Annotated in this window: 20 protein-coding genes and 1 rRNA gene; 19 read left to right on the top strand and 2 right to left on the bottom strand. The window is 42.3% G+C overall.

Annotation, left to right across the window (positions count from 1 at the left end):
* Nucleotides 1-12 precede the first annotated feature (12 nt).
* From J2736_RS32340 to J2736_RS32270, 15 genes are all read left to right on the top strand, one after another.
* The gene (locus tag J2736_RS32340) at nt 13-663 is read left to right on the top strand and encodes an adenylate kinase (protein WP_310502664.1); all 651 of its coding nucleotides are present in this window, start codon (nt 13-15) and stop codon (nt 661-663) included.
* Complete coding sequence (gene map, locus J2736_RS32335; protein WP_310502663.1) at nt 663-1,415, top strand: type I methionyl aminopeptidase; 753 nt, start codon at nt 663-665, stop codon at nt 1,413-1,415. Before J2736_RS32340 ends, map begins: the two co-directional genes overlap by 1 nt.
* Nucleotides 1,416-1,424: 9 nt before the next feature.
* Nucleotides 1,425-1,730, top strand: a complete 306-nt coding sequence (locus J2736_RS32330; protein WP_310502662.1) for a KOW domain-containing RNA-binding protein — start codon at nt 1,425-1,427, stop codon at nt 1,728-1,730.
* Between the two features lie 2 nt (nt 1,731-1,732).
* Nucleotides 1,733-1,951, top strand: a complete 219-nt coding sequence (gene infA / locus J2736_RS32325; protein WP_009676800.1) for a translation initiation factor IF-1 — start codon at nt 1,733-1,735, stop codon at nt 1,949-1,951.
* A gap of 103 nt (nt 1,952-2,054) precedes the next feature.
* Complete coding sequence (gene rpmJ, locus J2736_RS32320) at nt 2,055-2,168, top strand: 50S ribosomal protein L36 (protein WP_171632730.1); 114 nt, start codon at nt 2,055-2,057, stop codon at nt 2,166-2,168.
* A gap of 19 nt (nt 2,169-2,187) precedes the next feature.
* Nucleotides 2,188-2,556: a 30S ribosomal protein S13 gene (rpsM, locus tag J2736_RS32315; RefSeq protein ID WP_028557471.1), complete on the top strand. Its 369-nt coding sequence runs from the start codon at nt 2,188-2,190 to the stop codon at nt 2,554-2,556.
* An 18-nt stretch (nt 2,557-2,574) separates the two neighbouring features.
* Entirely contained in the window at nt 2,575-2,970 is a 396-nt protein-coding gene (gene rpsK / locus J2736_RS32310) for a 30S ribosomal protein S11 (protein WP_028557470.1), read from the top strand.
* Nucleotides 2,971-3,095: 125 nt separating this feature from the next.
* Nucleotides 3,096-4,040 (top strand): DNA-directed RNA polymerase subunit alpha, encoded by a 945-nt coding sequence (locus J2736_RS32305; RefSeq protein ID WP_056618255.1) that lies wholly within the window; start codon nt 3,096-3,098, stop codon nt 4,038-4,040.
* Nucleotides 4,041-4,064: 24 nt separating this feature from the next.
* A complete protein-coding gene (rplQ, locus tag J2736_RS32300) occupies nt 4,065-4,430 on the top strand; it encodes a 50S ribosomal protein L17 (protein WP_057304263.1) in 366 nt (121 codons plus the stop codon).
* A 140-nt stretch (nt 4,431-4,570) separates the two neighbouring features.
* Nucleotides 4,571-5,332: a tRNA pseudouridine(38-40) synthase TruA gene (truA, locus tag J2736_RS32295; RefSeq protein ID WP_310502661.1), complete on the top strand. Its 762-nt coding sequence runs from the start codon at nt 4,571-4,573 to the stop codon at nt 5,330-5,332.
* 175 nt (nt 5,333-5,507) lie between these two features.
* The gene (gene rplM / locus J2736_RS32290; RefSeq protein ID WP_310502660.1) at nt 5,508-5,945 is read left to right on the top strand and encodes a 50S ribosomal protein L13; all 438 of its coding nucleotides are present in this window, start codon (nt 5,508-5,510) and stop codon (nt 5,943-5,945) included.
* An 18-nt stretch (nt 5,946-5,963) separates the two neighbouring features.
* Nucleotides 5,964-6,356: a 30S ribosomal protein S9 gene (gene rpsI / locus J2736_RS32285; protein WP_057313444.1), complete on the top strand. Its 393-nt coding sequence runs from the start codon at nt 5,964-5,966 to the stop codon at nt 6,354-6,356.
* Nucleotides 6,357-6,572: 216 nt separating this feature from the next.
* Nucleotides 6,573-7,265: a phosphoadenylyl-sulfate reductase gene (locus J2736_RS32280; protein ID WP_310502659.1), complete on the top strand. Its 693-nt coding sequence runs from the start codon at nt 6,573-6,575 to the stop codon at nt 7,263-7,265.
* A gap of 91 nt (nt 7,266-7,356) precedes the next feature.
* A complete protein-coding gene (cwlD, locus tag J2736_RS32275) occupies nt 7,357-8,118 on the top strand; it encodes an N-acetylmuramoyl-L-alanine amidase CwlD (RefSeq protein WP_310502658.1) in 762 nt (253 codons plus the stop codon).
* Between the two features lie 54 nt (nt 8,119-8,172).
* Nucleotides 8,173-9,261 (top strand): P-loop NTPase, encoded by a 1,089-nt coding sequence (locus tag J2736_RS32270; RefSeq protein ID WP_310502657.1) that lies wholly within the window; start codon nt 8,173-8,175, stop codon nt 9,259-9,261.
* A 48-nt stretch (nt 9,262-9,309) separates the two neighbouring features.
* Here J2736_RS32270 and gerD read toward each other — a convergent pair whose 3' ends face one another.
* Nucleotides 9,310-10,092: a spore germination lipoprotein GerD gene (gene gerD / locus J2736_RS32265; RefSeq protein WP_310502656.1), complete on the bottom strand. Its 783-nt coding sequence runs from the start codon at nt 10,090-10,092 to the stop codon at nt 9,310-9,312.
* Between the two features lie 139 nt (nt 10,093-10,231).
* Between gerD and J2736_RS32260 the strand changes: the two genes are divergently transcribed.
* Nucleotides 10,232-10,828 carry a KinB-signaling pathway activation protein gene (locus tag J2736_RS32260; protein ID WP_310502655.1) on the top strand — a complete coding sequence of 199 codons (597 nt, stop codon included), beginning with the start codon at nt 10,232-10,234 and terminating at the stop codon, nt 10,826-10,828.
* Between the two features lie 36 nt (nt 10,829-10,864).
* Here the strand turns inward: J2736_RS32260 and pdaB are convergent, their stop codons facing one another.
* Complete coding sequence (gene pdaB / locus J2736_RS32255) at nt 10,865-11,647, bottom strand: polysaccharide deacetylase family sporulation protein PdaB (protein WP_310502654.1); 783 nt, start codon at nt 11,645-11,647, stop codon at nt 10,865-10,867.
* Nucleotides 11,648-11,764: 117 nt separating this feature from the next.
* Here pdaB and J2736_RS32250 point away from each other — a divergent pair, with 117 nt between their 5' ends.
* The 3 genes from J2736_RS32250 to J2736_RS32240 all read left to right on the top strand — a co-directional run.
* Nucleotides 11,765-12,376, top strand: coding sequence for a stage II sporulation protein M (locus J2736_RS32250; protein WP_310502653.1), 612 nt, complete (start codon nt 11,765-11,767; stop codon nt 12,374-12,376).
* 150 nt (nt 12,377-12,526) lie between these two features.
* Nucleotides 12,527-12,757: a hypothetical protein gene (locus J2736_RS32245; RefSeq protein ID WP_056618222.1), complete on the top strand. Its 231-nt coding sequence runs from the start codon at nt 12,527-12,529 to the stop codon at nt 12,755-12,757.
* Between the two features lie 294 nt (nt 12,758-13,051).
* A 16S ribosomal RNA gene (locus J2736_RS32240) occupies nt 13,052-13,110 on the top strand; the annotation flags it as partial.

The following is a 13,110-nucleotide window of genomic DNA, read 5'->3' as shown; positions in this document are numbered from 1 at the left end:
GAGGTTTTAATTGTGAACGTAATATTTATGGGGCCTCCTGGTGCAGGCAAAGGTACGCAAGCAGAGAAAATCGTTTCCGAGTTTCAAATTCCACATATTTCGACAGGCGACGCGTTCCGCGCAGCTATGAGCCAAGGTACTCCAATGGGTATCGAAGCAAAAGGATATGTTGATAAGGGCCTTTTAGTTCCTGATGAAATTACGAACGGTATTGTGAAAGAGCGTATTGCTCAGCCGGATTGCGATAAAGGATTTTTGCTTGATGGGTTTCCGCGTACGGTAGCTCAAGCAGATGCATTGTCTGAAATCGTAGATTCGCTTGGTAAGAAGATTGAGATTGTTATCAATCTAGCTGTTGATCGCAGTTATCTGTTAGCACGACTAACTGGCCGAAGAATTTGTAAATCCTGTGGTTCTACGTATCATGTCATCTTCAACCCACCTCAGCAAGAAGGCGTATGCGATAAATGTTCCGGTGAGTTGTACCAACGATCTGATGATACGGAAGAGAAAGTCGGAACACGTTTGGATGAATATATCAACAAAACGGCTCCGCTTCTGGATTACTACCAAAAGAGGGAATTATTGCGTGAGGTTAACGGGGAACAAGACATTCATGCGGTAACTGAACAAATTAGCTCACTGCTACGAGGTCTAGCGTAATGATCATTTGTAAGTCCGAGGTTGAACTAGACCTAATGCGAGAAGCTGGTCGTATCGTAGCCGAAACGCACCGCTTATTGGCAAGGGCGATTAGTCCGAACATTACAACGAAAGAACTTGATCAGATCGCAGAGGAATTCATTCGCAGTCAGGGAGCAATTCCATCTTTCAAAGGTTACAATGGTTTTCCTGGAAGCATATGTGCTTCAGTCAACGAAGAATTAGTTCATGGTATTCCTGGTCCAAGAAAGCTCGTTGAGGGCGACATTATCAGTATTGATATTGGTGCTCAATATAAAGGTTATCATGGAGATTCTGCTTGGACATATCCTGTCGGTGAAATTTCTGAAACTGCTCAGCGTTTGCTGAAAGTAACAGAAGAATCACTCTATCGTGGCATAGCAGAAGCTAAACCGGATGCTAGACTCTACACGTTGTCGCATGCAATCCAAACTTGTATTGAAGACGCAGGCTTCTCCGTGGTTATAGAGTATGTCGGTCATGGTATTGGAACGGATCTTCACGAAGAACCTCAAATTCCGAACTATGGTATTCCTGACAAAGGTCCCAGGCTCAAACCAGGCATGGTCCTAGCCATTGAACCCATGGTGGTTGTTGGCGAAAGATTTGTCCAAACACTCGAAGACGATTGGACTGTCGTCACTTCGGATCGTACCCTATGTGCTCATTTCGAACATACGGTTGCTATAACGGCAGCTGGTTATGAAATATTAACTTTGCCTAGATCGTAGGTGAATTGAGTGGATAGTAAGATTCCGCAAGTGGGTCAAATCGTAAAGGTGCTTCGCGGTAGAGATCCCGGAGAATATGCGGTCGTGATTGGTCTTGTTGATGATCGCTTTGTCTGGCTTGCCGACGGCGTTAATCGCAAATTCGATCAACCGAAGAAGAAGAACCTGAACCATCTTCATTTACAAGAAACGATTAGCAGTGAAGTAGCGTCAAGCATTAGGGATACAGGTCGTGTGACTAATGGAAAATTGCGCTTTGCAATCGCCAAATTCGTTGAGCTTATGCAAGTTGAAGCACAAGAGAAAGGAGAATGACTGTGGCCAAAGAAGATGTAATTGAAGTAGAAGGTACAGTGATTGAACCTCTTCCGAATGCAATGTTTAAAGTTGAATTGGAAAATGGTCATAAAATCCTAGCCCATGTTTCAGGAAAGATCAGAATGCACTTTATCCGCATTTTGCCTGGAGATAAGGTTACCGTAGAATTATCGCCTTATGATTTGACGAGAGGCCGTATAACCTACCGTTTCAAATAAATGTTCGGCTTAGAAGTAATACTCTCTCAAGACGTATGCTTACGAAGCAAGTTTTCTAACGAAAACGCAACATGGTTGCTTACGATGAAAAGGAGGGCTTAAAATGAAAGTAAGACCGTCAGTAAAACCGATTTGTGAGAAATGTAAAGTTATTCGCCGTAAGGGCAAAGTAATGGTAATTTGTGAAACACCTAAGCACAAACAAAAACAAGGTTAAAAGGAGGTGCATTCTGTAGATGGCACGTTTAGCTGGAGTTGACTTACCTCGTGACAAACGAGTTGTAATCGCGTTGACTTACATTTTCGGTATCGGCACTACAACTGCTCAGAAAATCATTGCTTCCACAGGTATCGATGCGAGTACTCGCGTTCGCGACTTGACTGAAGATGAAGTGAGCAAAATCCGTGATGTAATTGACAAAACCCTTAAAGTAGAAGGCGATCTTCGCCGTGAAATTTCCCTTAACATCAAACGTCTAATCGAAATCGGATCCTACCGTGGTCTTCGTCACCGCCGTGGTCTTCCTGTTCGTGGTCAACGTACTAAAACTAATGCTCGTACACGTAAAGGTCCTCGTCGTACAGTAGCTAATAAGAAGAAATAATAAAGGGGGTTAGAGCTAATGGCAAAACCTAAAAAAGTCGTCCGTACGAAACGTCGTGACCGGAAAAATATTGAGAGCGGTGTTGCACACATCCGTTCCACATTTAACAACACGATCGTAACGATCACGGATCCGCATGGTAACGCAATTTCTTGGGCAAGTTCAGGAAACCTTGGATTCAAAGGTTCCCGTAAAAGTACTCCTTTCGCAGCACAAATGGCAGCTGAAAAAGCAGCTAAAGCAGCAATGGAGCACGGCTTGAAAACTGTTGAAGTTATGGTTAAAGGTCCAGGCGCTGGCCGCGAAGCTGCAATCCGCTCTTTGCAAGCAGCTGGTCTTGAAGTAAACCTGATTAAAGACGTGACGCCGGTTCCTCATAATGGCTGCCGTCCTCCAAAACGTCGTCGCGTATAATTCAGGATCACTTTGTAGTATAATTATTCCAAATCCGTGAATAATGGATTGAAGGATAGGCGTACTATGAAATTATCAACGAAGTATCCAGAGGGAACCGACGTATTGAATGGAGGGTACATTTCATGATCGAGATCGAAAAGCCAAAAATAGAAACTGTAGCATTAAGTGAAGATGGCGCTTATGGTAGATTTATCATTGAGCCTTTGGAGCGTGGCTACGGTACAACCTTAGGAAACTCACTACGTCGTATCTTACTGTCCTCCTTGCCGGGGGCAGCAGTAACCTCTGTCCAAATCGATGGCGTTTTGCACGAATTTTCAACGATTCCTGGCGTGCTTGAGGATGTTACGGAAATTATCCTTAATCTCAAAGGCTTGTCGTTGAAGATTCACTCCGATGAGGAGAAAGTGCTAGAAATTGATGCAGAAGGAGAAGGTAACATTACTGCGGCTGATATCCGTGGTGATAGTGACGTGGAAATCCTTAATCCGGATCTTCACATCGCTACCTTGTCTCCAGATGCACGTCTTCACATGAGGATTCATGCGGGCAGAGGGCGCGGTTACGTCCAGTCAGACAAAAATAAGCATGAAGAACAACCAATTGGTGTCATTCCAATTGATTCAATCTACACGCCTATTACTCGGGTAAACTACGCAATTGAGAATACTCGCGTCGGTCAAGTGACTAACTATGATAAGTTGACTCTCGAAGTGTGGACCGATGGAAGTATTCGACCAGAAGAAGCAGTAAGCTTGGGCGCGAAAATCTTAACTGAACATTTGCTCTTGTTCGTCGGTTTGACGGATGAAGCAAAAGACGCTGAGATTATGGTTGAAAAAGAAGAAGATAAGAAAGAAAAAGTTCTTGAGATGACGATCGAAGAACTAGATCTTTCCGTTCGCTCTTACAACTGTCTCAAACGTGCAGGGATTAATACCGTACAAGAGCTGATTACCAAAACAGAAGAAGACATGATGAAAGTTCGGAACTTAGGTCGCAAATCACTTGAAGAAGTTCAAGAGAAGCTCGAAGAGCTTGGTTTGGGTCTACGTACTGAGGAATAGTCTTGTCAGAAGGAGGTTAACTCAATGAACTACAGAAAATTGAACCGCGATTCCAGTAATCGTAAAGCATTATTTCGTGATCTGGTAACGGATCTGTTCATACATGAGCGCATTCAAACAACAGAAGCAAAAGCTAAAGAAATTCGTTCAATCGCTGAGAAGTTAATTACTCTTGCGAAACGCGGAGATCTTCACGCACGCCGTCAGGTTGCTGCTTTTGTTCGCAGAGAAGCTGCTAACGAAAATCAAGATGCGATTCAAAAACTATTCTCTGATTTGGCTACTCGCTACTCCGAGCGTCCAGGCGGATACACACGTATCCTTAAACTGGGACCACGCCGCGGTGACGCAGCACCAATGGTTTACCTAGAGCTAGTAGATCGCGCATAGAAGACGGATGGGAAAGGGTGGACGGAATCACTAGATTCTGGTGAAGCCCTTTTTTTGCAGTCTTGGATTGCATTCTAGTGAAAAGAGTTGCGGAAGCAACTTGAACTAGGTAGAAAGGATGTCTCATGGAGGAACAAGCCTTGAGAAATCTACGCTTTACCATAAGTTACGATGGCACATCTTATTCTGGCTTCCAGATACAGCCGAAATCAGACACGATTCAATATCGGTTAGAGCAGGCTGTCTTCTTGTTGACAGGTGAGACGGTGAAAGTCATTTCATCAGGGCGTACAGACGCCGGTGTTCATGCGAAAGCGCAAGTTATTAACTTTACAACGAGTTCTAAGATTCCAGTGCAACGATGGTGCTTAGCTCTAAATGCTAGACTTCCCAGGGACATCGTCGCACATACAGCGGAAGAAGTTCCCCCTACTTTTCACTCTCGCAAAGCCGCGAAACGTAAAACCTATTGTTATACGATTCGTTCGGCGCGCTTCCCTGATGTCTTTCACCGCAACTTCGAGTATCATCACCCCACACATCTAAATGTGGAAGCCATGAGAGAGGCGCTCCCTTGCCTGCTAGGTGAGCATGATTTTACTTCGTTTTGCACAGTGAGAACGGATAAGGAAATCAAAGTGAGAACCTTGTATGAGGTTCGTATGGTGACGGAATCCGACGAGTTGGTGGAGACAGGTAAAGTAGATCGTATTCGGTTGATTATAACAGGCAACGGCTTTCTTTATAACATGGTGAGGATCATCGTAGGGACGTTGATTCAGATCGGTGAGGGTAAGAGACCATCTAGCGATATGCAACGTGTTCTCGAGGCCAGAGATCGCTCTCAGGCGGGCCCTACTGCCGAAGCTATGGGTTTGACCCTATGGAAAGTTGACTATTAAAAAGTTGACATCAGCACTTGATTCTTAGGACGTTATCGTGTAGAATATAACTTGGCGTTTCGTGATCGGCTACCCCACAGCCCCTGATCACAAATGACCATAACAATCCATCGCTTATGTTAATTAACACAACTATAACTTATGTATTTCAGATATATTTTTAGGAGGATTAAGCATGCGCACCACATATATGGCTAAGCCAAATGAAGTTGAGCGTAAATGGTACATTGTTGACGCTGCAGGCCAAACACTTGGCCGTCTTGCAAGTGAAGTTGCTAGCATTATCCGCGGTAAGCACAAACCGGAGTTCACTCCACACGTAGATACTGGTGATTTCGTTGTTGTTATCAATGCTTCCCAAATTAAGCTTACTGGTAAGAAAATGCAAAACAAAATGTACTACCGTCACTCGATGTACCAAGGTGGTTTGAAAGTGACTTCCGCTCAGGATCTACTTAACACTAAGCCTGATCGTATGATCGAATTCGCAGTTCATGGTATGCTTCCTAAGAACCGTCTAGGCGACAGCTTGAAAACTAAGCTTAAAGTCTACGGTGGAGCAGAGCACCCGCACACAGCACAACAACCAGAAGTTTGGAATCTTCGCGGTTAATATAAGGAGGAACGTTTCGTGGCACAAGTTCAATATTATGGAACGGGTCGTCGTAAGCATTCGGTAGCGCGCGTGCGCTTAGTACCGGGTGAAGGACGCATCATTATCAACAAACGTGATCTAGATGAGTATTTTGGTCTTGAAACGTTGAAACTAATTGTTAAACAACCACTTGCTCTTACTGAAACAATCGGTCAATACGATGTTCTAGTTCTAGCAAATGGCGGCGGAATCAGCGGACAAGCTGGCGCAATTCGTCACGGGATCTCCCGTGCGTTGTTGAAAGCTGATCCTGAATACCGTGGATCCTTGAAAAAAGCAGGATTCTTAACACGTGATTCCCGTATGAAAGAGCGTAAAAAATACGGATTGAAAGCAGCACGTCGTGCTCCTCAATTCTCCAAACGTTAAGATCTTGTGCCTTTGGCACGCAAGAAAAACCTTTTCGGCTTATGCTGCGAAAGGTTTTTCTTTTTTTATACCTCCATATATCCCGATTTCGTCCTCTAATAATAAAGTTAATACCAAAATGGTAATAAGTCATTGACTACTTACAGAAGTCGGATATAATTAAAGATAAATCACACAATAGCAGTCGGGATTATCGACTATTGGAGGAATCGTACAATGAATCTATTTGAAAAAGAAGCATTTGTAACGAAAGCAGCGGAAGAATTCGAAGATCAGTCGCCTGAGGCGCTGTTGAAACTTGCAGTAGATACATTCGGAAGTTTGACATTAGCATGTAGTTTTGGCGCTGAAGACGTTGTGCTTGTCGATATGCTGCAAAAAATTAACCCTAACGTTGATATTTTTTATTTAGATACAAACGTTCACTTCGACGAAACATACGAGACAAAAGAGCGTCTTGAAAAGCACTATGGTACGAAGTTTGTTCAAGTTTTGCCGAAACTTACGCTTGAAGAGCAAGCGGCGGAACATGGTGACGAACTATGGAAGAGTGATGCTAATAAATGCTGCAATATCCGTAAAGTTGATCCTTTAACAGATATTCTTAGAAACTATGATGCTTGGATTACGGGAATTCGCCGCGATCAAGCACCTACGCGTGCTAATGCTAAGAAAGTGGAGTACGATGTTAAATTTGGTCTAATCAAATTTAATCCTCTAGCTAACTGGACATCGGAAGATGTATGGCAATATATCCGTGATAATGATGTGATCTATAACCCACTTCATGATCGCAACTATCCGAGTATTGGGTGCACTCATTGTACGCGCCAAGTTGCTGAAGGTGAAGATCCACGTGCTGGACGTTGGGCAAGTAGTGAGAAAACAGAATGTGGTCTTCATAAGTAAGTGGAGAGTTAAGTAGTAAGTCTGGTATATTTGTCCACCCTGTCCCATATAGATGTTACAGAGTCTATAGGGGAACAGAGGTGGTTTTTTTATGCGCAAAAGGAAGAAAAGGTTAGTGGTATGGCTGACCTTTCACAGTAGTATGAAACTATTGCTTTCTGCAATGTTAGTTGCATTGGTTGTCTTTATTTATGCGTACGAGCTCCCTGCAACGAAAACATGGTCGGATTGGACACTCCCTTTATCGGGTAAGACAATTGCGCTAGACGCTGGTCATGGGGGGCCTGATGGCGGGGCTGAGAGTAAGGATGGTATCATTGAAAAGGATATCAACTTGGCCATTACCCTGCGGTTGCGTGATTATTTGCAACAAGCTGGGGCCATCGTTGTTTTGACGAGAGAAACGGATACTGACCTCGCTGAGTCGGGCACAAAAGGCTACAGCAAACGTAAGACGCAAGATTTGCATAATCGTGCTGACTTGATCCAAAACAATAATGTTGATATGTTTTTGAGCATTCATTTAAACAGTATACCATCTGAAAAGTGGAGAGGCGCACAAACGTTCTATTATTTAAATAATCCAGACAATCCGAACTTAGCGGCATTAATTCAAGCGGAACTTAGACGTAATCTAGAAAATACCGATCGTGTTGCCAAGTTAGCTGATAAGACGGTGTATTTGTTGAAAACATTAAAAGTCCCAAGTGCACTCGTAGAGGTTGGTTTCCTTTCTAACCCCGAAGAGGCCAAACTACTAGCAGATGACAATTATCAAAAGATGCTGGCTGCATCCGTGTATCAAGGGATCTTGAGATATTTTGCGGGGGAAAAAGTGGGTTCTGCTTCATAGTGTGTTATAATTAAAGCCGCGAAGACAATGTCCCAATAAAGGTGTGATGTGGCTATGGTACATAAAGATCAAATCCTAGAAGCGTTGAATACGCTAATAGAACCTCAGTTCAAAAAGAGTGTAGTAGAATTAAATTTGATTCGTGATGTAATGGTGAAGGAAGATGCGGTATCTTTAAGTCTAATCGTCGTTACAGAGGACGAAGGGTTTAAGGAGCATGCCAAAGCATTCATTCAACAATCGTTAGCTAATATAGGAGTACCACAAGTCCATATCAGGTTTAGACTAATGACTGACCATGAGCGGAGTCGTTTGGAAGGTTCTGAACACTCGGGTCAAGCAACACCGCCGAAGCCTGTTCAACCTCCAATCCAGCAACCGATTCTTGCACAATCCTCTACGGTTGAGTTTATCGCAGTTGCGAGCGGTAAAGGTGGCGTCGGCAAATCAACCGTCACGGTGAATCTAGCAGTTGCTTTAGCTCGTAAGGGGAAAAAGGTAGGGATTATCGACGCTGACATCTATGGCTTTAGTATTCCGGATATGATGGGGATTGAAGAGCAGCCGCAACTTGTTGAGAATGTGATTATTCCTGTAGAGAAATTCGGGGTAAAAGTAATATCAATGGGGTTCTTTGTTCAAGATAATGCACCTGTTGTATGGCGTGGACCAATGCTCGGTAAAATGCTGCGCAATTTCTTCAATGAAGTTAATTGGGGGGATGTGGAGTACATCCTACTAGACCTTCCTCCGGGTACTGGGGATGTTGCGTTAGATGTACATCAGCTAATCCCACAAAGTAAAGAAGTCATTGTTACGACACCGCATGCCACAGCTGCATTTGTAGCTGCTAGAGCAGGTGCTATGGCTATTCAAACAAACCATGAAATTCTAGGTATTGTTGAAAACATGTCCTATTATGAAAGTAAGGATGGCAGCGTTGATTACATTTTTGGTAAAGGTGGAGGAGCTAAGCTTGCAGAAGATCTACACAGTGAGCTGTTAGCGCAAATTCCATTAGGAGCTCCGGATAACCACATATCCGAAATTGATTACTCGCCATCTGTGTATAAAGCAGAATCCAAAGCTGGACAAATCTATTTGGAAGTCGCAGATAGAATCATTACAAAGCTAGAAAAATAGTGAAAAGGAAGAGGAAGCAGAGGAAATCTGCAACCTCTTCCTTTTAATTTACGAACCTGAATCGGATCCGCCATCTTTCTTCTCTTCACCTTGCTTCTCGGAATCCCCAGAGGAGTCATCCTTCTTCTTTTCATCTCCTCCTTCTTCCTTCTTATCCCCTTCTTCTTTCGATTTATCTTCACTCTTCTCTGTGCTTTTTGCTGAAGGCATTTGATCGGGTTTGCTCTGTTGGGCAATTGCAGACTTGAGTAATTCAACCAATTGTGCCCGGAAGAGTGGACTCTGAATGGATTCTTCCATGACGGTCATCATTTGCTGACGGTACGGTGCTGTTTTCATGACATCAAGAACCATCTTTTCGTAGTCCGGATTTTTCATGACATCAATTAATGATTTCTGGTAAGTAGGATCCTTCAGTAATTCCTTGAACATTTGTTTCGTTTCCTTTTGAATGGCCATAGCGAAGTCGCCTGCGAACTTAGGATCCTTCATCATGTCAGTCAAAAACATATTATTTTCCTTTGCTGTCAGTACATCCTTAACAGCCATTTGCAGCTGGAGTGATTCATTTGCAGAGAGGAGTTTGATTTGGGACTGTCCCCCAATGCTATTCGTCCCCACATCACCATTCATTATACTTCGATTAGCGGCGCTGATGGCTTTTTTACCATCGTCTGATTTAAGGATATCTAGTATCATTGTCTTCTGTTCTTTGTACGTATTTGCTTGGGATTGTCCTTGTGAAGAATTATCGGTGCCACATGAAGCCAGGAGAAAAGCCATTGATATGACCGGTAGGACCTGAAGCTTTCTAAGTCTTGTCTTTAACATAACTACATGCTCCCTTCCCTTAACTTTAATGGTGTTAGTATGTGTGGTTAGGGTCAGAATATAAGGGGACATTATTGGCTTTTTATCGTAAAGGTTGGTACAATTAACAATTAGAGTTGATTTGTGGAGGTAATTAAACGTGACGTTACGTAAATGGTTTCACTTGTTTTGGACAACACTAGTATTAGGTGTGGTTGTATCCACTGTGATTGGACTTATTCTTCAATTTTCAGACAAAGAATTTTCTGTCATGGGATTATCAGCCGTTGGATTTAACCTGGTTAATATGATTCTTGGTGGGGCTACCATAAGCGTGTTAAGTCAAATGGGCTTCTTCGCTTATTTAATTGTTAGGTTCATTGCTGTAGGTATTATACGTTCCAAAACAGTTTGGGATCTTATACAGCTTACCGTTGTCATCGTAGTACTATTCGACCTTGTGTACTTGAGAAAGACGAATTTTAACAGCTCGGAATCATTACTAGGATACTTCATTTTGCCTGTATGCGTACTTGCGATTTCTTTAGCAGTTAGCTATTGGAAGGTCAAAATGACAAATAAGAATGCATTCATTCCTACTTTATTTTTCATGACTGCAGTAACTATTCTTGAGGCTGTACCCGCTTTAAAACTGGATAACGCAGCATCAAGTCTATTTATGTTGGCACCTTTATTCGTTTGTAATGCATGGCAAATTCTGACGCTACATAAGATATTGGATAACAAAAAGAGCTAATTAAATTAGCTCTTTTTTCTTGTCTATTTGTCATATTTAATGGATTTGTTTCATGGCTTGATCCTCAACGGGGGTTGTATCGACTTGAGTCTGTTTAATAAGTTCGCTAACGCTCACGAATTGATAGCCTTTTGCTCGAAGCTGCTGGATGATTATTGGTAAAGCCTCATGTGTTTGTTGAGAGGAGTCACTAGCATGTAGGAGGACGATATCTCCAGGGTGCGCTTTGCTGACAACTCGGTTCACAATGGTATCGACACCTTTATTGAGCCAATCCTGTGAGTCCGTATCCCATTGAATAACGGAGTAGCCAAGATCATCAGCGATTCGTAGTACACGTTTGTCAAAATCACCATTAGGTAAACGAATGAGATTCGGTTCTTTTCCGACTAATTCAGTTAAAATGCCATGTGCTGTTGAGATCTCGTTTCGGATTTCTTCGTCACTGAGTGAGCTGTAGTTGTCGAATTTATTCCCGTGGCTGCCAATTTCAAATCCATAGCTCTTAATGTGGGAAACAATGTCGGGATGGCTCTTGCTCCAAGGGGAAGATAAGAAGAAAGTTGCATCTTTGATGCCGTTGTCTTTTAGGATTTTCAAGATGGGTTCAGCGCGTGTGTCCCCCCAGGAAATATCAAAAGTAAGGGCGATAACTTTCTTCTCGGTTTGTACACTGTAAATGGCTGAAGGCTCAGAGTTCATGAAGACAGATACATTACTCTGTTCGGAATAGATAATAGCCGCGGAGAAGATAATGGCAAGAGCGATGAACAAGTATTGTTTGAATTTGCGTGCGTTGATTACAAAAAAGTAGTTCATGAATAGCTTGTACCTCCTTTATGTTAAGCAATTATTAGAGAGCTTGTATTACCTTTAGTAAATAATGTATGCTCGTACACAGGGTACTTATGCTTCCGAAATTGGAGGAATTAGAGAATGAATTTTCAGGTTTTGCTTAGACATTTCAAAGAAATGAACCATTATTTTATTGTAGTAGTGCTTGTGTTTGGTTTTAGTTTCTATATGGGGTGGGCAAACTCTGAGCAGTTTTCACACTTCTTGGAAAAGCAGTTAGAAGGACTCCAACCCATGATTAAATCAATAAGCGGCAAAGAGAATCCGCAAGTTTGGCTGTTTATTTTTATCTTTTTAAACAACGCAATTAAATCCGTACTTATTGTTTTTTGTGGATTATTCCTAGGTATACTTCCTCTCTTTATGCTGATTGCAAATGGGATGATTCTAGGTTATGTACTGTCTTTGCAGACGAATGAAAGTACATTAGCCATAGTTGTGAAGGGGATACTGCCACACGGTATCATTGAAATCCCTGTTATACTACTTGCCTGTGCATATGGATTGAAATTAGGAATGTTAGTTTGGAAAATGGGAGTACAACTGCTTGTGCCTGCAGAGAAACGAAGTGCTCGACTTGAAATGAAGAGAGTCCTCCAATTAACCAAACCGCTTAGCGTTGGAATTGTTGTCTTGTTGTTTATTGCAGCTATTATTGAAAGTACGCTTACCTACTGGTTGGTGCATTTGTAAAATATTTTCAATCTCATTGTCATAAAACTGGCAAAATCTGAGCATAACAATAAGGCGGAAATGAAGAAGGGCAGGAAAGCCCTTCCTGATCTGTCTAACAAACTGTTAGTGCCATGAATCTCTACAGTCGAGAGGGGTTTGGATGGATGTATGCTCGGATTTTTGTTCAATGAGAGAGAATGCAGAGAATTAGATTATGTATTACGTAAAGAACTAGACGAAATGCTATTCGATCTCAATGACAAGAGAATTGATCAAGAGATAAAGGGAGCTATAGAATCTAGATATAAGGTTATCTTTCGGATGTATGCCCGTTTAGCTACTCCGAAGGAAATATCGAAGTATGCCAGAAACCGTAATTACCAAGCTCAAAAAAAATAGGGGGTAAGTGCTTGACTTACCCTCTCTATCTATGTTATTTTATAACTCGTCACTTCGAAACGAAGCGAGTGAGTCTTATCTAGTTAGATGTTCTCAAAAATCTTAAGAAAAAAAGACTTGCAATCATCGGTGGTACTGTGATATATTTAAAAAGTCGCCGCTGAAACGGATGACGAAAAAATGAAAGAAATTGATCTTTGAAAACTGAACAACGAGTGAGTAAGCACAGTCGAGTAATCGACTATAAATGAGATTATTAATCTCGCTAGCTTCAAATGAGCAAGTCATCTTTCTATTATGGAGAGTTTGATCCTGGCTCAGGACGAACGCTGGCGGCGTGCCTAATACATGCA

Source organism: Paenibacillus qinlingensis (assembly GCF_031455095.1).
Lineage (GTDB): Bacteria > Bacillota > Bacilli > Paenibacillales > NBRC-103111 > Paenibacillus_E > Paenibacillus_E qinlingensis_A.
This window is presented reverse-complemented; position numbering and strand designations above follow the sequence as displayed.